The sequence below is a fragment of the Streptomyces sp. LE64 genome, assembly GCF_052606915.1.
On the sequence record NZ_CP199708.1, the window covers coordinates 420,669 to 445,192 of the forward strand.

26 protein-coding genes and 1 riboswitch are annotated in these 24,524 nt (G+C 73.2%); of the genes, 22 read left to right on the top strand and 4 right to left on the bottom strand.

Translation table 11 applies throughout. The features are described from left to right. Positions 1-49 precede the first annotated feature (49 nt). From ACSMX9_RS01790 to ACSMX9_RS01835, 10 genes are all read left to right on the top strand, one after another. A complete protein-coding gene (locus ACSMX9_RS01790; RefSeq protein WP_445399393.1) occupies positions 50-370 on the top strand; it encodes a trypco2 family protein in 321 nt (106 codons plus the stop codon). A 111-nt stretch (positions 371-481) separates the two neighbouring features. Beyond that, positions 482-1,495: a hypothetical protein gene (locus tag ACSMX9_RS01795; RefSeq protein WP_445399395.1), complete on the top strand. Its 1,014-nt coding sequence runs from the start codon at positions 482-484 to the stop codon at positions 1,493-1,495. A 61-nt stretch (positions 1,496-1,556) separates the two neighbouring features. Beyond that, positions 1,557-3,122: an ATP-dependent DNA ligase gene (locus ACSMX9_RS01800; protein WP_445399397.1), complete on the top strand. Its 1,566-nt coding sequence runs from the start codon at positions 1,557-1,559 to the stop codon at positions 3,120-3,122. A 54-nt stretch (positions 3,123-3,176) separates the two neighbouring features. After that, positions 3,177-3,641: an NUDIX domain-containing protein gene (locus tag ACSMX9_RS01805; RefSeq protein ID WP_445399399.1), complete on the top strand. Its 465-nt coding sequence runs from the start codon at positions 3,177-3,179 to the stop codon at positions 3,639-3,641. Between the two features lie 78 nt (positions 3,642-3,719). Beyond that, positions 3,720-5,120 carry an NADP-dependent succinic semialdehyde dehydrogenase gene (locus tag ACSMX9_RS01810; RefSeq protein WP_445399401.1) on the top strand — a complete coding sequence of 467 codons (1,401 nt, stop codon included), beginning with the start codon at positions 3,720-3,722 and terminating at the stop codon, positions 5,118-5,120. Positions 5,121-5,214: 94 nt separating this feature from the next. Further along, positions 5,215-5,451, top strand: coding sequence for a DUF6213 family protein (locus tag ACSMX9_RS01815; protein ID WP_445399403.1), 237 nt, complete (start codon positions 5,215-5,217; stop codon positions 5,449-5,451). A gap of 146 nt (positions 5,452-5,597) precedes the next feature. Then, complete coding sequence (locus tag ACSMX9_RS01820) at positions 5,598-6,695, top strand: type III polyketide synthase (protein WP_445399405.1); 1,098 nt, start codon at positions 5,598-5,600, stop codon at positions 6,693-6,695. Between the two features lie 110 nt (positions 6,696-6,805). Next, complete coding sequence (locus tag ACSMX9_RS01825; protein ID WP_445399407.1) at positions 6,806-8,020, top strand: cytochrome P450; 1,215 nt, start codon at positions 6,806-6,808, stop codon at positions 8,018-8,020. A 19-nt stretch (positions 8,021-8,039) separates the two neighbouring features. Next, positions 8,040-8,591, top strand: coding sequence for a cupin domain-containing protein (locus ACSMX9_RS01830; RefSeq protein WP_445399409.1), 552 nt, complete (start codon positions 8,040-8,042; stop codon positions 8,589-8,591). A gap of 111 nt (positions 8,592-8,702) precedes the next feature. Next, a complete protein-coding gene (locus ACSMX9_RS01835) occupies positions 8,703-9,329 on the top strand; it encodes a TetR family transcriptional regulator (protein ID WP_445399411.1) in 627 nt (208 codons plus the stop codon). Between the two features lie 19 nt (positions 9,330-9,348). Here ACSMX9_RS01835 and def read toward each other — a convergent pair whose 3' ends face one another. After that, positions 9,349-9,888 carry a peptide deformylase gene (gene def / locus ACSMX9_RS01840; RefSeq protein WP_445399413.1) on the bottom strand — a complete coding sequence of 180 codons (540 nt, stop codon included), beginning with the start codon at positions 9,886-9,888 and terminating at the stop codon, positions 9,349-9,351. A gap of 136 nt (positions 9,889-10,024) precedes the next feature. On the opposite strand from def, the gene ACSMX9_RS01845 reads away from it, so the two are divergent. The 6 genes from ACSMX9_RS01845 to ACSMX9_RS01870 all read left to right on the top strand — a co-directional run bounded on the left by ACSMX9_RS01845 (position 10,025) and on the right by ACSMX9_RS01870 (position 15,544). After that, positions 10,025-11,263 carry a MurT ligase domain-containing protein gene (locus ACSMX9_RS01845; protein WP_351244860.1) on the top strand — a complete coding sequence of 413 codons (1,239 nt, stop codon included), beginning with the start codon at positions 10,025-10,027 and terminating at the stop codon, positions 11,261-11,263. 69 nt (positions 11,264-11,332) lie between these two features. Next, the gene (locus tag ACSMX9_RS01850) at positions 11,333-12,061 is read left to right on the top strand and encodes a type 1 glutamine amidotransferase (protein WP_351244862.1); all 729 of its coding nucleotides are present in this window, start codon (positions 11,333-11,335) and stop codon (positions 12,059-12,061) included. 187 nt (positions 12,062-12,248) lie between these two features. Next, on the top strand, positions 12,249-13,274 hold the full coding sequence (locus ACSMX9_RS01855) for a 6-phosphofructokinase (RefSeq protein WP_351244864.1): 1,026 nt from the start codon (positions 12,249-12,251) through the stop codon (positions 13,272-13,274). 127 nt (positions 13,275-13,401) lie between these two features. Further along, positions 13,402-14,352, top strand: a complete 951-nt coding sequence (locus tag ACSMX9_RS01860; protein WP_445399415.1) for a cytochrome c oxidase assembly protein — start codon at positions 13,402-13,404, stop codon at positions 14,350-14,352. Positions 14,353-14,483: 131 nt separating this feature from the next. After that, complete coding sequence (locus ACSMX9_RS01865) at positions 14,484-14,654, top strand: hypothetical protein (protein WP_445399417.1); 171 nt, start codon at positions 14,484-14,486, stop codon at positions 14,652-14,654. 158 nt (positions 14,655-14,812) lie between these two features. After that, complete coding sequence (locus ACSMX9_RS01870) at positions 14,813-15,544, top strand: lysophospholipid acyltransferase family protein (RefSeq protein ID WP_445399419.1); 732 nt, start codon at positions 14,813-14,815, stop codon at positions 15,542-15,544. Between the two features lie 106 nt (positions 15,545-15,650). Here the strand turns inward: ACSMX9_RS01870 and ACSMX9_RS01875 are convergent, their stop codons facing one another. Together ACSMX9_RS01875 and ACSMX9_RS01880 are read right to left on the bottom strand one after the other, a co-directional pair. Further along, positions 15,651-17,264: an alpha/beta hydrolase gene (locus ACSMX9_RS01875; RefSeq protein ID WP_445399421.1), complete on the bottom strand. Its 1,614-nt coding sequence runs from the start codon at positions 17,262-17,264 to the stop codon at positions 15,651-15,653. Positions 17,265-17,696: 432 nt separating this feature from the next. Next, positions 17,697-17,975: a type II toxin-antitoxin system Phd/YefM family antitoxin gene (locus ACSMX9_RS01880; RefSeq protein WP_445399423.1), complete on the bottom strand. Its 279-nt coding sequence runs from the start codon at positions 17,973-17,975 to the stop codon at positions 17,697-17,699. Positions 17,976-18,032: 57 nt separating this feature from the next. On the opposite strand from ACSMX9_RS01880, the gene ACSMX9_RS01885 reads away from it, so the two are divergent. The 4 genes from ACSMX9_RS01885 to ACSMX9_RS01900 all read left to right on the top strand — a co-directional run bounded on the left by ACSMX9_RS01885 (position 18,033) and on the right by ACSMX9_RS01900 (position 20,604). Then, complete coding sequence (locus tag ACSMX9_RS01885; protein ID WP_445399425.1) at positions 18,033-18,683, top strand: ClpP family protease; 651 nt, start codon at positions 18,033-18,035, stop codon at positions 18,681-18,683. Between the two features lie 6 nt (positions 18,684-18,689). Next, the gene (locus ACSMX9_RS01890; protein WP_445399427.1) at positions 18,690-18,992 is read left to right on the top strand and encodes a hypothetical protein; all 303 of its coding nucleotides are present in this window, start codon (positions 18,690-18,692) and stop codon (positions 18,990-18,992) included. Between the two features lie 323 nt (positions 18,993-19,315). Continuing rightward, a riboswitch (cyclic di-AMP (ydaO/yuaA leader) is annotated at positions 19,316-19,487 on the top strand. A gap of 4 nt (positions 19,488-19,491) precedes the next feature. Beyond that, complete coding sequence (locus ACSMX9_RS01895; RefSeq protein ID WP_351244880.1) at positions 19,492-19,965, top strand: C40 family peptidase; 474 nt, start codon at positions 19,492-19,494, stop codon at positions 19,963-19,965. 132 nt (positions 19,966-20,097) lie between these two features. Further along, on the top strand, positions 20,098-20,604 hold the full coding sequence (locus ACSMX9_RS01900; RefSeq protein ID WP_445399429.1) for a DUF6328 family protein: 507 nt from the start codon (positions 20,098-20,100) through the stop codon (positions 20,602-20,604). 18 nt (positions 20,605-20,622) lie between these two features. Here the strand turns inward: ACSMX9_RS01900 and ACSMX9_RS01905 are convergent, their stop codons facing one another. After that, positions 20,623-21,774, bottom strand: coding sequence for an 8-amino-7-oxononanoate synthase (locus ACSMX9_RS01905; protein WP_445399431.1), 1,152 nt, complete (start codon positions 21,772-21,774; stop codon positions 20,623-20,625). 203 nt (positions 21,775-21,977) lie between these two features. Between ACSMX9_RS01905 and bioB the strand changes: the two genes are divergently transcribed. After that, complete coding sequence (gene bioB, locus ACSMX9_RS01910) at positions 21,978-23,180, top strand: biotin synthase BioB (protein ID WP_445399433.1); 1,203 nt, start codon at positions 21,978-21,980, stop codon at positions 23,178-23,180. Then, positions 23,173-24,489: an adenosylmethionine--8-amino-7-oxononanoate transaminase gene (locus ACSMX9_RS01915; RefSeq protein WP_445399435.1), complete on the top strand. Its 1,317-nt coding sequence runs from the start codon at positions 23,173-23,175 to the stop codon at positions 24,487-24,489. The genes bioB and ACSMX9_RS01915 overlap by 8 nt, the downstream gene beginning before the upstream one ends. The last annotated feature ends 35 nt before the right edge of the window (positions 24,490-24,524 follow it).

Here is a 24,524-nt window from a genome sequence, read left to right on the forward strand (position 1 = left end):
CCGCATACTTGTTGTCGAAAAGAATCAACAAGCCTGGGAGGAACCAGAGTTGGCGGAAGAACTGGGGTTCGTGGGACTAGCCGAGGTCATCCGCCAGATCCGTGGCGAACTAGAGGAGGCCCGGGCGCAGGCCCGCGGCCAGGAAGTCGGCTTCACCGTGGAGAACGTGAACCTGACCTTCACCGTCCAGATCCACCGTTCGGGCACCGCCGGCGGCGGTGTCCGCATCGGCGTGGTGACCGCCGAGTTGGGGGGCGCGGTGGACCGTCAGGTGACCCATCAGGTCCAGGTCGACCTGAAACCGGAGCTGCCCGACGGGCAACGGATGCAGGTCGACCGGTTCGGAGGCGGGCGCGGCGCGTACCGCTGAGGCCGTGGCCCCACCGACGCGGGCGGAACCGGGCGGGCCCGCCGTTCGTGGTATCCGCAGGGACCCCTTTCCACCGCAGCGGACGGGGCGAACGAGCAGGAGGGAGCCGGCGTGGGCACGAGCACCGCCCGGATCGACGGGGACGCACTGGTGTTGGGAGGGGTCCGGGTGCGGTTCGTCCGCACCCTGCGGCTGCCCGAACAGGGCACCCATCCGCTGCCGCCCGGGTTGGGCCACTTCCCCCTCCGCCGCGTCGAGGACCACCCCGGGACGGTGCCGGCCGCGTGGCTGGCCAAGGGCGGGGTGATGCTCCCGGTGCACCTGCGCGAGGCGATGTGGCTGGGCTTCTCCGGCACGGTGGAGCCCTCGGCCCTCCAGGTCGGGGTGGGCAAGGTGTGCGCGGTGTCCGGGCGGCCCTGGAGCGACCGCTTGGACCGGAGCCCGCAGAACTACCTGGTACTGCCGCGGCAGCCCTGGTTGGACGGCATCAATTCCGGTCGGGGCACGGTCCGTCAGTTCGTGGCCGTGCCGATGGGATCGGGGGCCACGGTCGAGGGTCAGGTGACCGGCGAGGAGACGGTGGGCGGCGTCCAACTCCAGGCGTTCGGGCTCGGTGAGCAGGCCCGGCGGGCGTGGCGGGAGGCACCCCCGATGGCGTTCGGCGGCGCCGCGGGCGGCGCACCGCCGGCTCCCGGAGCGGCCCCCGCGGCCCGGGCCGCGTCGATGCGGGGCGCGCCGGCCGCCGCCATGGGGGTCGGGGTCGGCGGGTCGATGCGCCAGCAGGTGTTCCGGGACGACCGGCCGCCGTCCGACTGGGCGTCCCGCCCCACGGCGCGGACCTTCGTCCATCTGGTGCCGGCGTCCCGGTGGCAGCGGATCACCGGGGAGGCACCGCCGCCCTCCCCGGTGGACCGGGCCGCGTACACCGCTGCCGGGCTGCCCTGGTTCGACCACTACGACGAGGACGGGGTCGATCTGACGCCCTCGGACGCGCTCGGCGCGGTCCGGCCGGTGGGTGACTGGCTCGGCGACGACCAGGCCCCCTGGCAGCCGCCGGCGCCCCCGCAGGTCCACCCGCTCGGCGACCCGCGCCCCGGCCGACCGGTCGCGGACGGCGACTGGTAGACGGGCCGCGCTTGCCCGGGCCCGACTGGCGTGCGGCGGGCGCCGGTCGGAGGATGGCCGCATGCTGTTCGCCCGGCTGGCCCAGGCGTCCCGGGAGGTCGCGGCGGTCTCGGCCCGGTCCGGCAAGGTCGCGCTGCTCGCGGAGTTGTTCGCTCAGGCGGGGCCCGCGGACGTCCCGGTGGTCATCGGCCACCTCTCGGGGCGGTTGCCGCAGGGCCGGATCGGGGTGGGGTGGAGCCTGCTGCGGCATCCGGTGGAGCCCGCCGTCACGGCGTCCCTGACCGTGCGGGACGTGGATGCGGCGCTGACCTCCCTGGCCGGGGTGTCCGGGCCCGGCGCGCGCGCCGCACGGGCCCGGCAGGTCACCGCACTCTTCGCGGCGGCGACCGCACCGGAACAGGACTTCCTGCGCGCCGTGTTGACGGGCGAGGTGCGGCAGGGCGCCCTCGACGCCCTCGCCGGGGAGGCCCTGGCCCGGGCGGCCGGGGCACCGGCGGCGGAGGTGCGCCGGGCCGTGATGCTCGCCGGTTCGCTGCCGGAGGTGGCCCGGGTGCTGCTCGCCGAAGGACCCGCCGCGCTGGCGTCGTACCGGGTGGCGGTGGGGCGGCCGGTGCGGCCGATGCTGGCGGCGAGCGCGCCCTCGGCGGGGGAGGCGGTGGACCGGGTCGCGGGCCCGTGCGCGGTGGAGGAGAAGCTGGACGGCATCCGGATCCAGGTGCACCGGGACGGCGGGCGGGTGCGGGTCTTCACCCGGACGCTGGACGAGATCACCCCGCGGCTCCCCGAACTCGTCGCCCGGGTGCGGGAGCTCCCCGGTGAGCGGTGCGTCCTGGACGGCGAGTTGATCGCCCTGGACGAGGCGGGCCGGCCACGGGCCTTCCAGGAGACGGCGGGCCGGGTGGGTGCACGGTCCGACGTGGCGTCCGCGGCCCGCTCGGTCCCGCTGACCCCGGTGTTCTTCGACGTCCTGGTGGTGGACGACCGCGATCTGTTGGACCTGCCGCTGGAGCGGCGGCACGCGGAGTTGGCCCGTCTGGTGCCCGCCGAGGCCCGGGTCCGCCGCACGGTGGTGGACCCGGGCGCCGATGCGGGCGCCGCCCGGGACGCGGCGGAGGCGTTCTTCGCGGCGGCGCTCGCGCGGGGGCACGAGGGCGTGGTGGTGAAGTCGCTGGCCGCCCCGTACAGCGCGGGTCGGCGGGGTGCGTCCTGGTGGAAGGTGAAGCCCGTGCACACCCTGGACCTGGTGGTGCTGGCCGCCGAGTGGGGGCACGGCAGGCGCACCGGCACCCTGTCCAACCTGCACCTGGGGGCGCGCCGCCCGGACGGGTCCTTCGCCATGCTGGGCAAGACGTTCAAGGGACTCACCGACGCCGTGCTGGCCTGGCAGACCGAACGGCTGCGGGGGCTCGCCGTGAGCGACGACGGACACCTGGTGCGGGTGCGGCCCGAGTTGGTGGTGGAGATCGCCTTCGACGGGCTCCAGCGGTCGACCCGGTACCCGGCCGGGGTGACCCTGCGGTTCGCCCGGGTGGTGCGCTACCGGGAGGACAAGACGGCGCGGGAGGCCGACACCGTGGAGGCGGTGCTCGCCCTCGGTGCCCCGCACGGGACGGCCGGGTCGCCCTAGCCGCCCGGGCGGGCGCGCCTGGCCGCGGGCGCCGATCGTGGTGACACTGGGCGCATGACCAGACGCAGCGCGGGGCTGCTGCTCTTCCGCCGCCGCCCCACCGGCCCCGAGGTGCTCCTCGGGCACATGGGCGGCCCGTGGTGGGCGGGCAGGGACGCCGGTGCGTGGAGCGTGCCGAAGGGCGAGTACGCACCGCCGGAGGAGGCGTGGCAGGCGGCCCGCCGGGAGTTCCGGGAGGAGCTGGGGCTGGCGCCGCCCGCCGGTACCGCGGTGGCGCTCGGCGAGACCGTCCAGGCCGGCGGGAAGGTGGTCACGGTGTGGGCCGTCGAGGCCGATCTGGACCCCGCGGACGTGGTGCCCGGTACGTTCACCATGGAGTGGCCGCCCCGCTCCGGCCGGACCGGCACCTTCCCTGAGCTGGACCGCGTCGCCTGGTTCGGTCTCGATGCCGCTCGGGAGGCCCTGGTGAAGGGGCAGCGGGCGTTCGTCGACCGGTTGGCCGCCGCGTTGGAGGGCTGAACCGCGCCCGTGCCGCGTTGCGGGGCCGAGGGGGCCGGGGGAAGGTCGAAGGACCGCTCCCCCACCAGGAGGTCCCCCATGTCCCCCAAGCGGCTGACGACGGTCAATCCGGCCACCGGCGAGGAGGTGGCGGCCTTCGAGGTGCTGGGCGCGGAGGGCGTCGAGGCCAAGCTCGTCGCCGCCGCCGAGGCGTTCGAGCGGTTCCGGCTGCTGCCGCTGTACGAGCGCGCCCGACTGCTGCACAGCGCCGCCGACCTGCTGGACCACGACGGGCCCGAGATCGCCCGGGTGCTGACGGTGGAGATGGGCAAGCCGATCGGGCAGGCCCGGGCGGAGGCCGCCAAGTGCGCCAAGGCCATGCGCTGGTACGCGGAGCGCGCGGACGGGCTGCTGGCCGACGAGGTGCCGGACGGGGTGGACGTGGCCGATGCGGGGGCCGCGAGCGCCCGGGTGGTGTACCGCCCGCTGGGGGTGGTGCTCGCGGTGATGCCGTGGAACTTCCCGCTCTGGCAGGTCGTGCGGTTCGCCGCGCCGGCTCTGATGGCCGGGAACGTGGGGTTGCTCAAGCACGCGTCGAACGTGCCCCGGACGGCGCTGTACCTGGAGGACCTGTTCCGTCGGGCCGGCTATCCGCAAGGGTGCTTCCAGACCCTGCTGATCGGCTCGGACGCCGTGGAGGGCGTGCTGCGCGATCCGCGGGTGGCCGCCGCGACGCTCACCGGGAGCGAGCCGGCCGGCCGGGCGGTGGCGGCCGTCGCCGGGGACGAGGTCAAGAAGACGGTGTTGGAGCTGGGCGGCAGCGATCCGTTCGTGGTCATGCCCTCGGCGGAGCTGGAGCGGGCCGCCCGGGTCGCGGTCACGGCCCGGGTGCAGAACAACGGCCAGTCCTGCATCGCGGCCAAGCGGTTCCTGGTCCACGAGGAGGTCTTCGACGCGTTCGCCGAGCGGTTCGTCGAGGGCATGCGGGCGCTGCGGGTGGGCGACCCGCTGGACGAGGCCACCGACGTCGGTCCGTTGGCCACCGAACGCGGCCGGGCGGACCTGGAGGAGTTGGTGGACGAGGCCGTGGAGAGCGGTGCCACCGTGCTGTGCGGCGGGCGCCGTCCGCCCGCGCTCGCGGCCGGCTGGTTCTACGAGCCGACCGTGCTGGCCGACGTGACGCCGCGGATGCGCATCCACCACGAGGAGGCGTTCGGGCCGGTCGCGACCCTGTACCGGGTGGCGGACCTCGACGCGGCGGTGGCGCTGGCGAACGACACGCCGTTCGGGTTGAGCTCCAACGTGTGGACCCGGGACGCCGCGGAGGTCGACCGGTTCATCCGCGACCTGCGGGCCGGCGGGGTGTTCGTCAACGGGATGACGGCCTCGCACCCCGCCCTCCCCTTCGGGGGCGTCAAGCGCTCCGGGTACGGTCGCGAGCTGTCCGGGCACGGCATGCACGAGTTCTGCAACATCACGACGGTGTGGCAGGGCCCCTGACCGGCCTAACTTCGCTGCCGGACGAGCGCGGGGGCGGCGGGCCCGAGGGCACGGGCGGTTACGATCCCCGCGTCGTCGTCCCCGGGAGGAACCAGTGGGCCGGGAAGTCACGCCCCCCGTGATCATCGACAGTCACGGCAGCCTGCACGTGGCCGCGGCGGACGTCAGCAAGCTGCTGCGCGGGATCGGGGCGCACTGGCTCCACCTGGTGGAGCGGGGCGGACCCGAACTGGACGAGGACACGGTGGCGGCGCTGGCCATCGAGTTGGCCAAGCTCGCCGACCGCATCGACGTGGCCTGCATCGCCCACCAGACGGCCACGGCCTCCTGAACCCGCCGGGCGCCCGGGGCCGGTCCCGTCCCCCGCCCCGCCGTGCCGCCACCCCCGGTCTGGAGTAGTCCGACGCGATATCCCCGCCGCCGCGGGTCATCGTGGATGGACCACCCTCCGTCCGGAGGGGGCGAGGAAGGCACGCCATGGCGACCCTGTGCAGACCCGCTGTATCCGTTCCCGAGCACATCATCACGATGGAGGAGACGCTGGCGCTGGCGAGCAGTCGCCACGCCGACCACCCGCAGCTCCCCCTGGCCCTGCGGCTGATCCGGAACACCGGCGTCCGAACCCGCCACATCGTCCAGCCCATCGAGGAGACCCTCAAGCACCCGGGGTTCGAGGACCGCAACAAGCTGTACGAGGCGGAGGCCAAGGCGCGGGTGCCGGCCGTGGTGCGGCGCGCGCTGGACGACGCCGAACTCCGCGCCGGTGACATCGACGTCATCATCTACGTGTCGTGCACGGGCTTCATGATGCCCTCGCTGACCGCGTGGCTGATCAACGAGATGTCGTTCTCCAGCGAGACCCGGCAGATACCGATCGCCCAACTCGGTTGCGCGGCGGGAGGGGCCGCCATCAACCGGGCGCACGACTTCTGCACCGCCTACCCCGAGGCGAACGCGCTGATCGTGGCGTGCGAGTTCTGCTCGCTCTGCTACCAGCCGACCGACCTGGGGATCGGCTCCCTGCTGTCCAACGGCCTCTTCGGCGACGGGGTCGCCGCGGCCGTGGTCCGCGGCAAGGGCGGCACCGGGGTCACCCTGGAGCGCAACGGCTCGTACCTGATCCCGAAGACCGAGGACTGGATCGCGTACGACGTCCGGGCCACCGGATTCCACTTCCTGTTGGACAAGCGGGTGCCGGCGACGATGGAGCCCCTGGCCCCGGCGCTCAAGCAACTCGCCGACGTCCACGGTTGGGACGCCACCGACCTGGACTTCTACATCGTCCACGCGGGCGGGCCCCGCATCCTGGACGACCTGAGCAAGTTCCTCCAGGTGCCCTCGGACGCGTTCCGGTTCAGTCGGGCCACGCTCACCGAGTACGGCAACATCGCCAGTGCGGTGGTGCTCGACGCGCTGCGCCGCCTGTTCGACGAGGGCGGCGCCACCCACCGGGCCCGGGGGCTGCTCGCGGGCTTCGGGCCGGGGATCACCGCCGAGATGGCGCTCGGCCGTTGGGTGAGCGCCAAGGAACCGCTGGCCTCCACGGTCCAGGTGCCCCGGGAGGCCCTCGCCTGACCGGCGCCTCCCCTGCGGCCGGACGGCCCGGCGCGCGTGCGCGCCGGGCCGCGACACGGACCACCGCCCCCACAGACCCCCCACACACACCACAGACGAGGGCCATCGGCATGACCGACGAGACGACGACCACCACCCTGCCCCCCGTACGGTTCTGGCCCGCGCTGGACCTGACCGCGGTGGACTTCGACCCGGTCCTGGCGGAGCTGATGCGCGAGGGCCCCGTCAACCGCATCCGACTCCCCAACGGCGAGGGCTGGGCGTGGTTGGTGACCCGCTACGACGACGTACGGGCCGTGACCAACGACGCCCGGTTCAGCCGTGCCGAGGTGGTGGGGCGCCAGGTGACCCGGCTGGCACCGCACTTCATCCCGGTGCCCGGCGCGGTCGGCTTCGCGGACCCCCCGGACCACACCCGGCTGCGGCGCGCCGTCACCGCGGCCTTCACCGCCCGGGGCGTGCAACGCATCCGGGAGCACGCCCAGCGGAGCCTGGACGCGATGGTGGACGGGCTGCTGCGGGACGGCCCCCCGGCGGACCTCACCGAACGGGTGCTGGCCCCCTTCCCGATCGCGGTGATCTGCGAGGTGATGGGGGTGCCGGCGCAGGACCGGGAGCGGATGCACACCTGGACCCAGCTCATCCTGTCCTCGTCCAACGGCGCGGAGGTCAGCGAGCGGGCGAAGGACGCGATGGTGGCCCAGTTCACCGAGTTGGTGCGGGCCGGGCGGGGCAGCACCTCGGAGGACGTGGTCGGGCTGCTGGGCGCGGCCGTGGGTCGGGGCGAGCTGAGCGAGGAGGAGGCGGTGGGCCTCGCGGTGCTGGTGCAGATCGGCGGCGAGGCGGTCACCAACAACACCGGCCAGTTGTTCTACCTGCTGCTGACCAGGCCGGAGCTGTGGCGACGGCTGCGGGAGGAGCCCGCGGTGCGCTCGCAGGCGATCGACGAGCTGATCCGGTACATCCCGCACCGCAGCGCGGTCGGACTGTCCCGGATCGCGCTGGAGGACGTGGAGGTCGGCGGGGTGCTGATCCGCCGGGGCGAGCCGGTGTACGTGTCGTACCTGGCGGCCAACCGCGATCCCGAGGTGTTCCCCGAACCGGACCGGATCGACTTCGACCGCAGCCCCAATCCGCACGTGTCCTTCGGGCACGGCCCGCACTACTGCGTGGGCGGCATCCTGGCGAAGATGGAGGCCGAGCTGATGGTGTCCACGCTGGTCGACCGGTTGCCCGGGCTGCGGCTCGCGGTGCCGCCCGACGAGGTGCCCTGGCGCAAGGGCGCCCTGATCCGGGGACCCGAGGCGCTCCCGGTGACCTGGTGAGCCGGCGGGAGGAACACCGATGACCGCGCTGATCCCGCCGGAGGGCCTGCTGGTCCCGCCGGGCCACGGCAAGCGGGTGCTGACCCCGGCCCAGGACGTCACCTTCAAGGTGACCGGGGAGCACTCGCAGGTGGCGTCGACCTTCGAGGTCGTGGTGCCGCCCGGCTTCGACGTGGGCGCCCATGTGCACTCCCGCAGCGAGGAGTTGTTCTACGTGCTGGAGGGCGAGCTGGAGGTGTTGGCCTTCGAGCCTAAGGTGCGCACCGCCGACCGCTGGCAGCGGTGGGAGTCCCCCGGCGGGCGGCGGGTCGTGCGGGCCGAGCCGGGCACCGTGATCGTGGTGCCGCCGGGGTGTCCGCACGCCTTCGCCAATCCGACCGACACCCCGGCGAGGATGTTCTTCCAGTCCTCCCCGCCCCCCGACCACGAGCGGTACTTCGAGGAGCTGTTGGAGATCCTCTCGACCGGCGGCACCCCCGACGCCACGGCGATCGCGGACCTGCGGGCCCGCTACGACATCGAACAGCTGACGCCGCTGCGGCACGGCCGGCACGAGGTGCCGGGCGGGTGACCTCGCCCGGGCGCCCGCCCCGCCCGGGCCGCGGAACCCGGCGGCCCGCCCCGCCGGGGGTGTTAGTTTTCGCTGGCGTCAAGGAGTCCGACGGGGTGGGGAGCAAGGGTCATGGAGACCACGCATCGGGGCGATCTGCAACGGTCGGCCGAGCGGCGGCGGTACGAGCTGCTGGAGGCCGCGGACCGGGTGGTGCTCCGGGACGGCCCCGGGGCATCGATGAACGCGATCGCCGCCGAGGCCGGCATCACCAAGCCGATCCTGTACCGCCACTTCGGCGACAAGGGCGGGCTGTACGCGGCGCTGGCCGAGCGGCACACGGACGGACTGCTCGCCTCGCTGCGGGCCGCCCTGGACGCTCCGGTGGGGCGCCGGGAGCGGATCGAGGCGACCCTGGACGCCTACTTCCACGCGATCGAGTCCCGCCCCCAGGTGTACCGGTTCCTGATGCACCCGGGCGAGAGCGGCCCGGTGGCCGGCGGCCACCGCGCCCCCCTGTTGAACAGCCTCGGCGAGGAACTGGCCCGGGTGATCGAGGAGCGGCTCGACCTGGGCCCCGACGGGGAGCGGCTGGCCCGGGTGTGGGGGCACGGCGTCATCGGCATGATGCACACCGCAGGGGACTGGTGGCTCAGCGAACGCCCCTGCTCCCGTGCCGAGTTGGTCAGGTCCCTGGCGGACCTGTTGTGGGGTCGGCTGGCCGCCGCCGGCGACCGGGTCGCCGGCCCTGGCTTCTGACGCCGGGGGGCGACGGCGGCTAACCGCGCCACCGCCCGCGCGCCACCGCACGCCGCACCCGGTGGGCCCGCCAACCGGTGACCCGGTCCACGTAGAGCCCGCCGTCGAGGTGGTCGCTCTCGTGCTGGAGGCAGCGGGCGAAGAACCCGGTGCCGTCGATGCGCACGGGCTCGCCCAGCACGTCGACCCCCTCCACCACGGCGTGGTCGAACCGCTCGGTGCCCGCTTCCAGTCCGGGCAGGGACAGACAGCCCTCGGGCCCCCTGACCGTGACTCCGTCGGCGGTGACGAGCGTGGGGTTCACCACATGCCCCAGGTGCCGTTCGTCCTCGTCGTCGGGGCAGTCGAAGACGAACACCCGCAGCGCCTCGCCGACCTGGTTGGCGGCGAGGCCCACCCCGCGCGCCGCGTACATCGTCGCGAACAGGTCGTCGACCAACCGGGCCAGGGGTGGCCCGAAGTCGGTCACCTCCGCGCAGCGGGCGCGCAGTACGGCGTCGCCGTGCAGGACGAGGGGGCGTACGCGCCCGGAGGCTCCCGGGATGGTGCGGTGCGGCATGCCGGCAAGGGTACGTTCACCACACCCGCCCATTCCCGGGCGGTGCCGTGGTTCGGGCAGGTGACCACATCTCGATAGGCTGAGGGCATCGAGGCCGGTGCAGGCGCGGCGCCGTACGCAAGGAGGACGCAGAACGATGGCAGCAACCCCGGACCCGCTGTCGCCACGAGCCAAGCTGGCCGTGACGGCGGGCAAGGCAGCCGCGGCGGTCTCGCGCGCGGCGGGCCGTGGCAGCGGATCGGTCATCGGCGGCCGGGTGGCACTCAAACTCGACCCGGAGCTGCTGGGCCGCCTCGCCCAGCACCTGGACGTGGTACTGGTCTCGGCCACCAACGGCAAGACGACGACGACCCGACTCATCGCGGAGGCTCTGCGCGCGGCGGGGCCCGTGGTGTCGAACGCGCTCGGCGCGAACATGCCCGCCGGGATCACCTCGGCGCTCGCGGGCGGCTCGGACGCCCGGTACGGCGTGATCGAGGTGGACGAGAAGTACCTGTCCGGGGTGGCCCGTGACGTGGAGCCGAAGGCGATCGCGTTGCTGAACCTCTCCCGGGACCAGTTGGACCGGGCCGCCGAGACCCGCATGTTGGCCGAGCACTGGCGCGAGGGGCTGGCCGGCACCAAGGCCGTGGTGATCGCGAACGCCGACGACCCGCTGGTGGTGTGGGCGGCGTCCTCCTCGCCGAACGTGATCTGGGTGGCGGCGGGCCAGATGTGGAAGGACGACGCCTGGTCCTGCCCGTCCTGCGGCGGGGTGATGCAGCGCCCCGGCGACGACTGGTACTGCGGCGAGTGCGGCTTCCGCCGGCCCGCTCCCAGCTGGGTGCTCCAGGGCGACTACGTACTCGACCCGCACGGTTCGGCCTGGCCGATCCACCTCCAGTTGCCGGGCCGCGCCAACAAGGCCAACGCGGCGACCTCGGCCGCGGTCGTCGCGGTCTTCGGGGTGCCGCCGCAGGTGGCGCTGGAGCGGATGTACCAGGTGCAGGCGGTCGCCGGCCGTTACGACGTGGTGCAGTTCGCGGGTCGGGACCTGCGGTTGCTGCTGGCGAAGAACCCGGCCGGCTGGCTGGAGACCTTCTCGCTGATCGACCCGCCGCCGACGCCGGTGATCCTGTCCGTGAACGCGCGCGGCGCCGACGGCACCGACACCTCCTGGCTGTGGGACGTCGACTACACGCGGCTGACCGGGCACCCGATCTTCGTCATCGGGGACCGCAAGCTCGACCTCGCGGTGCGGCTGGAGGTGGCGGGCCAGAGCTTCCAGGTCTGCGACACGGTCGACCAGGCGGTGCAGATGGCCCCGCCGGGTCGGATCGAGGTCATCGCGAACTACACCGCGTTCCAGGACCTGCGCCGCCGCATCGGCAACTGACCGGCCGACCGAGCCGCGTTCCCGCACGCCCGCCCCGCACGATGGGCCTTTGAGCCAAGGATTTTGAGGATGAGCGAAAGCAGTCTGCGTCTGGTCTGGATCTACCCGGACCTGCTCAGCACCTACGGCGACCAGGGAAACGCCCTGGTCGTGGAGCGTCGGGCCCGTCAGCGGCGGCTCGACGTCACCCGGATCGACGTCCGCAGCGACCAGCCGATCCCGACCTCGGGGGACATCTACCTGATCGGCGGGGGCGAGGACCGTCCGCAGCGGTTGGCCGCGGAGCGGCTGCGCCGGGACGCCGGTCTGCCGCGGGCGGTGGAGAACGGGGCGATCGTCTTCGCGGTGTGCGCCGGCTACCAGATCCTCGGGCACGAGTTCATCAACGACCTCGGCCAACGCGAGCCGGGTCTGGGCCTGTTGGACGTCAAGACGGTGCGCGGCGAGGGCGAGCGCTGCGTGGGCGACGTGCTCGGGGACATCGACTCCCGGTTGGGGCTGCCGCCGCTCACCGGCTTCGAGAACCACCAGGGCGTGACGTACCTGGGGCCGTCCGCCCGTCCCTTCGCCCGGGTGCGGATCGGCCGGGGCAACGGCACCGGGGACGGTACCGAGGGGGCGTACAACGACACTGTGTTCGGCACGTACATGCACGGTCCGGTGCTGGCCCGCAACCCGCTGGTCGCCGATCTGCTGCTGAAGCTGGCCCTGGACGTGAACGCGCTGCCGCCGACCGACGACCGCTGGTACGAGGCGCTGCGCAGCGAGCGGATCGCGGCGGCCCAACAGCCTGCCTGAAGCAGCCGTGCGAGCGGTCGCACACCTGAGCGCGGGCCCCGTCTGACGGGGCCCGCGCTCAGGTGTGCAGGGGTGTCCAGAAGGCGGACGCGGCGTTCGGCGCAGGCCGACCGCGCCGGTAGGGTGGCGGCGTCCCACCGGACGGCGTGGTCCGGTCGCACGTCCACGTTGCAAAGGTTTCCGAGCCATGCGTCTTGGTGTCCTCACCTCCGGCGGTGACTGCCCTGGCCTGAACGCCGTCATCCGGTCCGTCGTCCACCGTGCCGTCGTCGATCACGGCGACGAGGTGGTCGGCTTCAACGACGGCTGGAAGGGCCTGTTGGAGTGCGACTACCGCAAGCTCGACCTGGACGCGGTCGGCGGCATCCTCGCCCTGGGCGGGACCATCCTCGGCTCGTCCCGGGTGCAGCCCGCCCATCTGGTGGACGGGGTGGAGCGGGCCAAGGGCCACGTCGCCGAGCTGGGTCTGGACGCGATCATCCCGATCGGCGGCGAGGGCACCCTCAAGGCGGCCCGGTTGCTCTCGGACAACGGGCTGCCGATCGTGGGCGTGCCGAAGACCATCGACAACGACATCGCCGCGACGGACGTCACCTTCGGCTTCGACACCGCCGTGGGCGTGGCGACCGAGGCCCTGGACCGGCTCAAGACCACCGCCGAGTCGCACCAGCGGGTGCTGATCGTCGAGGTCATGGGGAGGCACACCGGGTGGATCGCCCTGCACTCGGGGATGGCCGCGGGCGCCCACGCGATCGTGGTCCCGGAGCGTCCGTTCGACGTGGCGGAGCTGGCCTCGCGGGTCGGGGAGCGGTTCTCGGCCGGCAAGAAGTTCGCGATCGTGGTGGCCGCCGAGGGCGCCAAGCCCCGACCGGGTTCCATGGAGTTCGACGAGGGCGGCAAGGACGTCTACGGCCACGAGCGCTTCGCGGGGATCGCCCGGCAGCTGTCGATCGAGCTGGAGCAGCGCCTGGGCAAGGAGGCGCGGCCGGTGATCCTGGGGCACGTCCAGCGCGGCGGCACGCCCACCGCGTACGACCGGGTGCTGGCCACCCGCTTCGGTTGGCACGCGGTGGAGGCCGTGCACCGGGGCGAGTTCGGGCGGATGACCGCGCTGCGCGGCACGGAGATCGTCACGGTGCCGCTGAGCGATGCCGTGGAGTCGTTGAAGACGGTGCCCGACGCGCGGTACGCCGAGGCCGGCGTCGTGCTGTAGGCCCCTTGCCCGAGCGGGCCCGGCCCGTTCGGCGCTTCGACCGCCCCCGACCGCGAGCGCGGTCGGGGGCGGATCTAGTCTGGTGCGGACGGACAGAGCGAATCCCCCACGAAACAGGAGCCGGCGGATGGATCACAGCGGGCACGGCATGACCACGGACCTGCCGCCGTTCACGCTGGGGCGAGGTCTTGAGTGGTCCCCCGAGCCGTTCTTCCTGATCGGCTGTCTGCTGGCGCTGGCCCTGTACGGCTGGGGCGTGGCGCGCCTGGTGCGCCGCGGCGACGCCTGGCCGGTGGGCCGGACGGTGTCGTTCGTGCTGGGCGTGCTGTCGGTGATGCTGGTGATGTGCACCGCGCTCAACGACTACGGCATGGTCATGTTCAGCGTGCACATGGTGCAGCACATGGTGATCAGCATGCTGTCGCCGATCATGCTGCTGCTGGGGGCGCCGATCACCCTGGCGCTGCGGGCGCTGCCGGTCGCGGGTCGGGGCCGCACGGGGCCGCGCGAGCTGCTGCTGGGTCTGCTGCACAGCCGGTACATGAAGGTGATCACGCACCCGGCGTTCACCATTCCGCTGTTCATCGCGAGCCTGTACGGCCTGTACTTCACGCCGCTGTTCGAGTTCCTGATGGGGTCCACGCCGGGCCACCTGGCGATGATGGTGCACTTCCTGGCGACGGGGCTGGTGTTCTTCTGGCCGATCATGGGAGTGGACCCGGGGCCGCACCGGCCCGGGTACGTGATGCGGATGCTGGAACTGTTCGCGGGCATGCCGTTCCACGCCTTCTTCGGCATCGCACTGATGATGGCGAGCACCCCGATGATCGGCCCGTACCAGAACCCGCCCGCATCGCTGGGGATCGACGCCCTGGCCGACCAGACCGCGGCCGGCGGCATCGCCTGGGCGTTCAGCGAGGTGCCCTCGGTGCTGGTGCTGATCGCCCTGGTGTTCCAGTGGTACGCCTCCGACCAGCGTCAGGCCCGGCGTCAGGACCGTGCCGCCGACCGGGACGGGGACAAGGAGCTGGCGGAGTACAACGCCTACCTCGCCTCGCTGCACTCGCGCGGTCGCTGAGCTGCGCGAAGGCGTCGGCCCGGGCGGTCGGCCCGGGCCGACGCCTGGCGCCCGGCCCGGTCCCGGGGTGACGATGGGCGGGAGGCCGTGACCCGGCCGAGGAGTCCGGGCGGCCGTGAGGAGGGTGCGCGATGCCCGGAACGACCCCCCGGTCGACCAGGACCATGGGAATGCTCACCGTCGGAGCGCTGGTGGCCGTCTCGGCCTACTCGGTGGCGCTCGGCAGCAACGGCTGGCTGTGGTTCGGCTGGGTGCTGCTGGCCCTGATCACCCTCGGCATGATCGTGGCACGCGACGCCTGACCGGGTGACGGACGTTCCCGCGGCCGGGCGGGCCCGGGGCCCGGCCGCGGGAACGTCCGTACGCGGCGATCCGCGCCTGTCATCCTGTGCCGAGTGATCCACGACGGCACGCGTCGGAGCGGGACCGGCCGGCCGGACGTGGAGTCGGGAGGAACGCCGTGTTCTACCACGCGCTGAAGTACGTGCTCCTGGGTCCCCTGTTGCGGTTGTTGTTCCGCCCCCGGATCGAGGGGCTGCACCACGTGCCGGACGGGGGCGCCGCGATCGTCGCCGGGAACCACCTCTCGTTCGCGGACCACTTCCTGATGCCGGCGGTCCTGCACCGGCGGATCACGTTCCTCGCGAAGGCGGAGTACTTCACGGGCCCCGGTCTGCGCGGCCGACTCGTCGCCGCGTTCTTCCGCAGCGCCGGGCAGATCCCCGTGGACCGTTCGGGGCGGGAGGCGGGGGCCGCCGCGATCCGCGAGGGGCTCGGGGTGCTCGCCCGGGGCGAACTGCTCGGCATCTACCCGGAGGGCACCCGCTCCCACGACGGCCGCCTCTACAAGGGCAAGGTGGGGGTGGCGACGATGGCGCTCACCGCGGGCGTGCCGGTCGTGCCCTGCGCCATGATCGGCACCTTCGAGGCGCAGCCGCCGGGCCGGCTGCTCCCCCGGCCCCGGCCGGTGACGATCCGGTTCGGCGCCCCCCTGGACTTCTCCCGCTACACGGGGCTGGAGGACGAGAAGGCGGTGCTGCGCGCGGTCACCGACGAGATCATGTACGCGGTCATGACGCTGTCGGGCCAGGTGTACGTGGACCGCTACGCCGCCGTGGTGAAGGCCGAGGAGGACGCCGGGGCTCCGCCCGCGAAGCGGCCGCGGCGGTTCCTCGGCCGGCCCCGTCGTTGAGGGCCGGGAGCCGGAACGCGCACCGGGCCCGCGCCCCTGCGAGCGGGGTGCGGGCCCGGTGCACGTCGTGCGGCGCGCCCGGCACCGGGCCGGGCGCGCCGGGCGGTCACGGCTTGGGCGTGGCGTGCGGCGCGCAGCTCACGTTCTTGCCGTCGAGCTCACCGGTCAGGAGGTACCTGTCCACGCGGTCGTTGATGCACGGGTTGACGATCCCGGTGACGCCGTGCGAACCGGCGTTCTCCTCGGTGATCAGTCGGGAGCCCTTGAACCGCTTGTGCAGTTCGAGCGCGCCCGCGTAGGGGGTGGCCGCGTCCCGGGTCGCCTGGACGATCAGGACGGGCGGCAGGCCCTTGCGGGTGGTCACCTCGACGGGCGTGTGCTGCTTGGACTTCCAGGTCGCGCAGGGAAGGTTCATCCAGGCGTTGGACCAGGTGAGGAAGGGGTACTTCTGGTGCAGCCGGGTGTTGTCCCGATCCCAGGTGCGCCAGTCGCGGGGCCACTTGGCGTCCGCGCACTCGACCGCGGTATAGACGGCGTTGCCGTTCTCGGCGGCGGCGTTGCCCTCGGTGTCCGTGAGGTCGGGGGCGGCGGCGTCCACCAGGGCCTGGGTGTTGCCGGCCTCGTACTGGCTCCACGCCCGGGCGACGGGCACCCAGCGGGAGTCGTAGTAGGGGGCGGCCTGGAAGAAGCCGATCAGCTCGGCGGGGCCGACCAGGCCGCCGATCGGGTCCTTCTTGGCGGCGGCCCGCAGGGCGTTCCAGCGCTGCTCCACCGCGGCGCGGGTGGTGCCCAGGTGGAAGGTGGCGTCGTGCTGGGCCACCCAGGTCAGCCAGTCGTTCCAGCGCATCTGGAAGGCGACGTCCTGGTCCAGGTTGGCCTGGTACCAGATCTTCTTGCGGGACGGGTTGACCACGCTGTCGGCGACGAGGCGGCGCACGTGGTCGGGGAAGAGGGTGCCGTAGACGGCGCCCAGGTAGGTGCCGTAGGAGACGCCGAGGAAGTTGAGCTTCTCCTCGCCGAGGGCCGCGCGGATGACGTCGAGGTCGCGCGCGGTGTTGGGCGTGGTCATGTGCGGCAGCATCTCGCCGCTCCGCTCGGCGCAGCCGTCCGCGTACGCGGCGGCGAGCCCGCGCTGCACCCGCTTGTCGGCCTCGCCGTCGGGCACGGGGTCCAGCTTGGGCGCCTTCACGAACTCCTGCGGGTCGATGCAGGAGATGGGGGTGGAGTGCCCGACCCCGCGCGGGTCGAAGCCGACGAAGTCGTACGCCTTGGCGGTCTTGGCCCACAGCGGGTTCTTGGCGGTGACGCGGACCGGGAAGCGCATGCCCGAGCCGCCGGGGCCGCCCGGGTTGTAGACGAGGGCGCCCTGGCGCTCCTCGGGGGTGCCGGTGTTGCCGATCCGGTCGACGGCCAGCTTGATCTGCTTGCCGAACGGCTTGGCGTAGTCGAGCGGGACCGTGACCCAGCCGCACTGGATGGGCTTGGCCAGCCCCCAGTCGGCGGGACAGTCCTTCCAATCGATGCCGGCCCTGGCGGCACGGTTCGCGGCGATGGAGGCGCCGACCTGCTCCCGTTCCTGACCGCGCACCAGGTCGCCGGCCCGGTCGCGGTCGTGCGCGCTCGCGGCGGGCGTGGTCAGCACGCCCGCCATCAGCGTGGCGGCGATCATCGTGCCCGCGGAGCCGAGGGCGGTTGCCCGGCTCGTCCGTGTCCGTCTCAACTGGGACCTCCCGTACGCAGATTCGAATGAATGCAGCGTGATCCTGCCGCCTGTGGGGTCCCTGACAAAAGACGAGGTCGGGGTTCTTTGCCAATCCGATAACCGGGACATCGGATACCGTTCACCGGTTCCCGGGACCGGGCCCGATGCGGGCCTCCGCAGCCCGGGCCGCCGCGCGGTCCGATCGGCGCGGCCGGTCACCGCCGTTCCCGCAGTCGTGCAGGAGAGCCGGAGCCTCCGGGCCCGTCCACTCTCGCCGACGGAACGGACCGTGTGGTCGGTTTCCCTCGGTGCGCCCCGGCGCACGCCCCCCTCCCCCCGAACGGGTGGCCCGACCGGGAGGGCGACGCACGGCCCTCCGCACACGAACGCGCCCACGACACGATTTGGTGTGCGCGGGCGCGAAGTCTTGTCAGGGGGCGCGTAGACGCGCTACCGGGTCTCGGGGCCCCGGTACTCGGCCGTGATCCCGAAGCGCCGGCGTTCGCCGGGAGCGGACGGCAGCGGGGACAGCGGGGTGACGGTGCTGACCGCCGCCCCGTCCTCCCGCTCCCGGAACTCGTCGAGTGTGCGCAGGTCATCCGCCGACACCAGGGCGACGAGCGGTTTGCCGTGCCGGGTGAGCACCACCGTCTCGCCGCCGTACACCACGCGGTTGATCAGGTCGGCCAGTTCGGCACGTGCTTGCGTGACCGGGATCTCGTGAGCCATGCTCCCATTCTAACGACATGTACATCCTGTACATTTTTTACAGAGAGGTGCCCGCTCGTGGCCACGGCTTCCGCGCGCCCCCGCGCCCGTCACGTCCTCCCCCGGTTCACCGAGCGCGCCCCCGGCGGCCGGCGCACCCTCGACCCGTACGGAAAGCTGCTGGAAGAGCGCATCGTCGTCCTGGGCACCCCCATCGACGACGCCGCCGCCAACGACGTGATCGCCCAGTTCATGCACCTGGAGCACGCGGCCCCCGAGCGGGACGTCTCGCTGTACATCAATTCGCCCGGCGGCTCGTTCACCGCCATGACCGCGATCTACGACACCCTGCGCTACCTCAGTTGCGACGTGGAGACCCTCTGCCTGGGGCAGGCCGTGTCCGCCGCGGCGGTCCTCCTCTCGGCGGGCACCCCCGGCAAACGGCTGGTGCTGCCCGGGGCGCGGGTGACGATCCATCAACCCGCGCCGCCGGAAGCGCTACGGGGCCAGGTCGACGACCTGGCGATCCAGGCCCGGGAACTCCGGCGCCGACGCGATCTGATGGAGGAACTGCTGGTGCGGCACACCGGACGCAGCCGCGCACGGGTGGCGGCCGACCTCGAACGGGAACGGTTCCTCGACGCCGCCCAGGCCCTGGAGCACGGCCTCGTGGACCGGATCGTCACCACCCGCGCCGGCAGCACGCCGCCTGCCCCGTCCGCCCGGTAGGCGGTCGTGCTTCCCGACCTCCCGCCCTTGCCGGCCCTCACCCGAGCCGAAGGGGAGGTGATCGACCGCTACCTGGAGGCGGTCGACCTCCTCGGGCGGATCAATCCGGCGCGCGGCGACGACACCTATCGCGGCCTGCGCGCCGCGCAGGCGCTGGTCAGCACGGCCGTGGAGCTGCGGGACGCGCTGGCGCTGATGCACCAGCGCGGCGAGAGCCGGCTGTGCGCCGACACGCTGGCCCGTGCGCTGCGCACCCTGGACGGGGTGCGCCGGGCGGCACGCGTCGGGCTCCCACCGGAGCAGAACTGACCCGGCGTCTGGGCGGAGCCGGAAACGGCCCGAACGGGGTACCACGAACAGCGGATCCCGAAGTAGACGTTTTCAAGGGCCCGACTTGCGCGGTTCGTCTACTCCATAGTGGGCAATCGGCGTTTCGCCGCTGGTACCGGGGTCGTCAGGCACCCGTCACCCGCTCTTGCGGAACGACTGTCCACCCGAACGGGGCAGGGGTGAGGAGACTCACAAACCAGCGGTAACGTTCGGTTTTTCCGATGGTCATGCGTGAAGATCCCTTCCGACGACAAGCCCCCGCCACCGCGGCGGGGCGGTCCGGGCGGACGCCGAGTCCTGCCGCCGCCCGGACGCCAGGTCGACAGGAGTGGACGGCAGGAGTGGAGGACCCGAGCAAGGCGGGCCGTCGGAGCGATCCGGACGGCCCTTGGGGTGAAGCCGCGTCAGCGGCCGGGCATCTTCGCCTGCCCGAACCCGACAGGTCATCCTTCACAGGCGGCTGACGAAGGGTTGCGCAATGACTGCGCTCAATCGTGTCCCGTCGCTGCTGACCATGGCCTCCGCGGCCTCGGCACTCACCCTCGCCGCCGTGGGAGGGACCATAGTGGCCCCCGGCGGCGCCACGGAGGCGTCCGCCGCGACGCCCGCGACCAAGGCACTCAAGGTGGCCGCCTCGAAGAAGGGCGCTCCCTACCGGTACGGCGCGACGGGGCCCTACAGGTTCGACTGCTCCGGGCTCACGATGTACTCGTACAAGAAGGCGGGCAAGACCCTGCCCCGTACCGCAGCGGCCCAGTACAACAAGACCAAGCGCGTGAGCGCGGGCAACCGCGCCAAGGGCGACCTGGTCTTCTTCTACTCGGGCCGGAACGTCTACCACGTCGGCATCTACGCCGGCAGCGGCAAGATCTGGCACTCGCCGAAAACCGGCGACGTGGTACGCCTCTCCAAGATCTGGACCAAGAGCGTCAAGTACGGACGGGTGCGGTGAGCGATGCCACGAACTGAGCGGTGCATGCGCTGAGGCGTGTGCCGACCGCCCGGAGGGGTGGGGGACGGACCGGTGCGTCCCCCACCCTTTCGGGCCCCGCTGGGCGGGTGCGCTTCCGGTTACCCATGAGACATGACTGACGACCGGCCCGGCGCTCCGCACGCCGAGACCCCGATCCAGCGGACCAATCGGAACTTCGGCGAACTCCTCCAGGAACTCAGGGTCACCCAGACCGGGGTGCAGATCCTCTTCGCCTTCCTCCTGACCCTGGCGTTCACCCCCCGCTTCCCCACGCTGGACACCGTCCAGCGCACCGCCTACGTGGTCTCCCTGTGCCTGTCCGTCCTCGCGGCGGCCCTGTTCACGGCCCCCGCCGCCATCCACCGCTACCTCTTCCACCGCGGCGCCAAGCCCGACATCGTGCGGGTGTCGTCCCGCATCACCGAACTCGGTCTGGGCGTGCTGTCCCTGGCGCTCACCGGTTCGGTCCTGCTCTCCGTCGACGTGGCGGTGGGCCGGGTCGGCGGGGTGGCCGCCGGCGCGGGCACCCTGCTGGTCTGCACGGGGCTGTGGCTGGTCCTGCCCTGGCGGGTGCTCAGGCACCGACTGCGGCACGGAGCGGCGCCCGAGCGGCAGTGAGCGCCCCGACGCGTCTCCTCACGCCAGCGCGCCCGCCGGAGCCCGCTCCACCACCACCCGCACCGCCCGGCGCACCTGGGCGTCCGTGAGGTCGGCACGGGCGGTCAACCTCAGCCGGGAGACGCCGTCCGGTACCGAGGGCGGACGGAAGCACCCCACGGCCAGCCCCTCGGCACGGCACTCGGCGGCCCAGCGGACCGCCGCCTCGGGCGACGGGGCGCGCACGGACACCACTGCCGCATCGGGGCGCGCCACGGCGCACCCCGCCCCGGACAGCAGGTCGTGCAGCAGGCCCGCGACCGCGCGGGCCCGGGTCGGCCGGTCGGGCTCGGCGCGCAGCACGCGCAGGGCGGCCAGGGCGGCCCCCGCCGCAGCGGGGGCGAGGCCGGTGTCGAAGATGAACGTACGGGCCGTGTTGACCAGATGGGCGATGACCCGGGCGGGCCCGAGGACCGCCCCGCCCTGGCTGCCGAGCGCCTTGGACAGGGTCACCGTGGCGACGACGTCCTCGGCACCGGCCAGGCCCGCCGCGTGCAGGGCGCCCCGACCGCCGGAGCCGAGGACCCCGAGGCCGTGCGCGTCGTCCACCAGCAATCCGGCGCCCGCCGCGCGGCAGACGGCGGACAGTGCGCGGAGCGGGGCGGCCTCCCCGTCCACCGAGAACACCGAGTCGGTGACGGCGAGGGCGGGTCCGGGGCCTTCGGCGAGCGCGGTGCGCACCGCGTCCGGCGAGGCGTGCGCGACGATCCGGGTGGTGCCGCGCGCCAGCCGGCAACCGTCGATCAGCGAGGCGTGGTTGGCCGCGTCGGAGACGATCAGGGTGCCGGTCGGGGCCAGGGCGGTGAGCGCGGCCAGGTTCGCCGCGTAACCGGAGGACAGCACCAGCGCGGCCTCGAAGCCGCAGAAGGCCGCGAGTTCGTCCTCCAGTTCGGCGTGCAGGACGGTGGTGCCGCTGACCAACCGGGAACCGGTGGCGCCGGCGCCCCAGCACCGGGCCGCCTCCGCGGCGGCGGCGGTCACCCGGGGGTGCCGGGTCAGCCCCAGGTAGTCGTTGCCCGCGAGGTCCAGCAGCGGCGAGTCGAGGGGCCGGGGGCGCAGCACCCGCACCAGCCCGGCGGCCCGCCGCCGGTCGGCCTGGGCGTCGAGCCAGTCGAACGGCGATGCCCTCATCTACGGCCTCCGGCGGTGGGGTGCGCCCGCGTCGGGGCGCCCCGACGGAGCCGGGTCCGGGCGGACGGTGGTTTTGTAGGCAGTGCACAGACCCTAACGGCCCAATCCCCGCGCCAGCATGTGGTGATACCCACACATCGATGCGCCAGGGTTGTCAGATGCCTCCTTGGCCGCGTGGGGTGGCGTAGGCCAGGATCGGCACCATGGACCTGTTGAACACGCTGGTGGACAAGGGACTGCGGCGCGAACTGCCGACCCGGGACGAGGCGCTCGCGGTACTGGCGACGTCCGACGACGAGGTGCTCGACGTGGTGGCCGCGGCCGGGAGGGTGCGCCGTCACTGGTTCGGCCGACGGGTGAAACTCAACTACCTGGTCAACCTGAAGTCCGGGCTGTGTCCCGAGGACTGCTCCTACTGCTCCCAGCGGCTCGGGTCGACCGCCGGCATCCTCAAGTACACCTGGCTGAAGCCCGAGCAGGCGACCGAGGCGGCGACGGCCGGGCTCGCCGGCGGGGCCAAGCGGGTCTGTCTGGTGGCGAGCGGACGCGGTCCGACCGACCGGGACGTGGACCGGGTCTCGGACACCATCCGGGCGATCAAGGACCGGCACGAGGACGTCGAGGTGTGCGCCTGCCTCGGGCTGCTGTCGGACGGTCAGGCGGAGCGGTTGCGGGAGGCCGGTGCCGACGCCTACAACCACAACCTCAACACCTCGGAGGGGACCTACGAACGGATCACCTCCACCCACACCTACGCGGACCGGGTGGACACCGTCCGCAAGGCCCACGCCGCGGGCCTCTCCGCGTGCTCGGGGCTCATCGCCGGGATGGGCGAGAGCGACGCCGACCTGGTCGACGTGGTGTTCGCGCTGCGCGCGCTGGACCCGGACTCGGTGCCGGTGAACTTCCTGATCCCGTTCGAGGGGACCCCGCTGGCGAAGGAGTGGAACCTCACGCCGCAGCGGTGCCTGCGCATCCTGGCGATGGCCCGGTTCGTCTGCCCCGACGTGGAGGTGCGCATCGCGGGCGGCCGGGAGGTGCACCTGCGCAGCCTCCAACCGCTGGCGCTGCACCTGGCCAACTCGATCTTCCTGGGCGACTACCTGACCAGCGAGGGCCAGGCCGGCAAGGCCGACCTGGACATGATCGCCGATGCCGGGTTCGAGGTGGAGGGCGCGGACCGGGTGACGTTGCCCGAGCACCGGGCGGCGCCTGCGGGCGGCGGCTGCGGGTCGGCCGACGAGGCCGGGCCTCGGGCCGCTGCCGACCCGGCGGCGGCCGGCGGCTGCGGCCCCTGCGGAAGTGCGGAGCCCGCCGGCCCCGAGGCGGAACCGCAGGCCGCCCGGCCCGACCTGGTGGCGGTGCGCCGCCGGGGCCCCGGCACCGACCTGGCCCCCAATGCCTGAGCCGGGCGCCTTGCCGGGCTCGGTGCGGGAGCTGGTGGAGCTGGACCGCCGGCACGTCTGGCACCCGTACGCTCCGATGCCGGGCGAGCAGGAGCCGCTGGTGGTGGTGGAGGCGGAGGGGGTGCGGCTGCGGCTCGCCGAAGGGTGCGGCCGGCGGCTGGGCGGCCCCGACGTGCTGGTGGACGCGATGTCGTCCTGGTGGTCGGCGATCCATGGCTACCGGCACCCGGTCCTCGACCGGGCGGCGCACGAACAGCTCGGACGGATGAGCCATGTGATGTTCGGCGGGCTCACCCACGAGCCGGCGGTGCGCCTGGCGAAGCAACTCGTCGACCTCACCCCCGCGGGCCTGGAGCACGTGTTCCTGTCCGACTCCGGCTCGGTGTCGGTGGAGGTCGCGGTCAAGATGTGCCTCCAGTACTGGCGTTCCCTCGGTCGCCCCGCGAAGCAGCGGCTGTTGACCTGGCGCGGCGGGTACCACGGGGACACCTGGCAACCGATGGCCGTGTGCGACCCGGACGGCGGCATGCACTCCCTGTGGTCGGGGGTGCTGCCCCGTCAGGTGTTCGCGGACGCTCCCCCCGCCGACGACGACGAGGGGTACGCCGACCACCTGCGGGCGCTGGTCTCCCGGCACGCCGACGAGGTGGCCGCGGTGATCGTGGAGCCGGTGGTCCAGGGAGCGGGCGGCATGCGCTTCCACCCCCCGCGGTACCTACGGGTGCTGCGGGAGGCGTGCGACGAACACGACGTGCTGCTGGTGTTCGACGAGATAGCCACCGGTTTCGGTCGCACGGGCGAACTGTTCGCCGCCGACCACGCGGGGGTCACCCCGGACGTGCTCTGCCTGGGCAAGGCGTTGACCGGCGGCTACCTGTCCATGGCGGCGACGCTGTGCACCTCGCGGGTGGCCCGGGGGATCTCCCGCGGGGAGGTCCCGGTGCTGGCCCACGGTCCCACCTTCATGGGCAATCCCCTCGCCTGCGCGATCGCCTCCGCCTCCATCGACCTGCTGCTCGCACAGGACTGGCGGACCACGGTCAAGCGCATCGAGTCGGGTCTGCACCAGGCGCTGGCCCCGGCGCGGGCGCTGCCCGGGGTGCGGGACGTGCGGGTGCGGGGCGCGATCGGGGTGGTGCAGTTGGACCGTCCCGTCGACATGGCTGCGGCGACCAGGGCGGCGGTGCGCGAGGGCGTGTGGCTACGGCCCTTCCGCGACCTGGTCTACACGATGCCGCCGTACGTGACCGGCGACGAGGACCTGGCCCGGATCGGGCGGGCGGTGTGCGCGGCGGCCCGGGCGGGCTGACGCAGGCCCCGTCCCGGACGGGAGCGGGCCACACG

What these genes read in the sequence shown, in the direction of transcription:
- ACSMX9_RS01800 (WP_445399397.1), top strand. Translation starts at nt 1,557, where the DNA reads ATGCTGTTCGCCCGGCTGGCCCAGGCGTCCCGGGAGGTCGCGGCGGTC.
- ACSMX9_RS01805 (WP_445399399.1), top strand. Translation starts at nt 3,177, where the DNA reads ATGACCAGACGCAGCGCGGGGCTGCTGCTCTTCCGCCGCCGCCCCACC.
- ACSMX9_RS01810 (WP_445399401.1), top strand. Translation starts at nt 3,720, where the DNA reads ATGTCCCCCAAGCGGCTGACGACGGTCAATCCGGCCACCGGCGAGGAG.
- ACSMX9_RS01820 (WP_445399405.1), top strand. Translation starts at nt 5,598, where the DNA reads ATGGCGACCCTGTGCAGACCCGCTGTATCCGTTCCCGAGCACATCATC.
- ACSMX9_RS01825 (WP_445399407.1), top strand. Translation starts at nt 6,806, where the DNA reads ATGACCGACGAGACGACGACCACCACCCTGCCCCCCGTACGGTTCTGG.
- ACSMX9_RS01830 (WP_445399409.1), top strand. Translation starts at nt 8,040, where the DNA reads ATGACCGCGCTGATCCCGCCGGAGGGCCTGCTGGTCCCGCCGGGCCAC.
- ACSMX9_RS01835 (WP_445399411.1), top strand. Translation starts at nt 8,703, where the DNA reads ATGGAGACCACGCATCGGGGCGATCTGCAACGGTCGGCCGAGCGGCGG.
- def (WP_445399413.1), bottom strand. Translation starts at nt 9,888, where the DNA reads ATGCCGCACCGCACCATCCCGGGAGCCTCCGGGCGCGTACGCCCCCTC.
- ACSMX9_RS01845 (WP_351244860.1), top strand. Translation starts at nt 10,025, where the DNA reads ATGGCAGCAACCCCGGACCCGCTGTCGCCACGAGCCAAGCTGGCCGTG.
- ACSMX9_RS01850 (WP_351244862.1), top strand. Translation starts at nt 11,333, where the DNA reads ATGAGCGAAAGCAGTCTGCGTCTGGTCTGGATCTACCCGGACCTGCTC.
- ACSMX9_RS01855 (WP_351244864.1), top strand. Translation starts at nt 12,249, where the DNA reads ATGCGTCTTGGTGTCCTCACCTCCGGCGGTGACTGCCCTGGCCTGAAC.
- ACSMX9_RS01860 (WP_445399415.1), top strand. Translation starts at nt 13,402, where the DNA reads ATGGATCACAGCGGGCACGGCATGACCACGGACCTGCCGCCGTTCACG.
- ACSMX9_RS01865 (WP_445399417.1), top strand. Translation starts at nt 14,484, where the DNA reads ATGCCCGGAACGACCCCCCGGTCGACCAGGACCATGGGAATGCTCACC.
- ACSMX9_RS01880 (WP_445399423.1), bottom strand. Translation starts at nt 17,975, where the DNA reads ATGGCTCACGAGATCCCGGTCACGCAAGCACGTGCCGAACTGGCCGAC.
- ACSMX9_RS01895 (WP_351244880.1), top strand. Translation starts at nt 19,492, where the DNA reads ATGACTGCGCTCAATCGTGTCCCGTCGCTGCTGACCATGGCCTCCGCG.
- ACSMX9_RS01900 (WP_445399429.1), top strand. Translation starts at nt 20,098, where the DNA reads ATGACTGACGACCGGCCCGGCGCTCCGCACGCCGAGACCCCGATCCAG.
- ACSMX9_RS01905 (WP_445399431.1), bottom strand. Translation starts at nt 21,774, where the DNA reads ATGAGGGCATCGCCGTTCGACTGGCTCGACGCCCAGGCCGACCGGCGG.
- bioB (WP_445399433.1), top strand. Translation starts at nt 21,978, where the DNA reads ATGGACCTGTTGAACACGCTGGTGGACAAGGGACTGCGGCGCGAACTG.
- ACSMX9_RS01915 (WP_445399435.1), top strand. Translation starts at nt 23,173, where the DNA reads ATGCCTGAGCCGGGCGCCTTGCCGGGCTCGGTGCGGGAGCTGGTGGAG.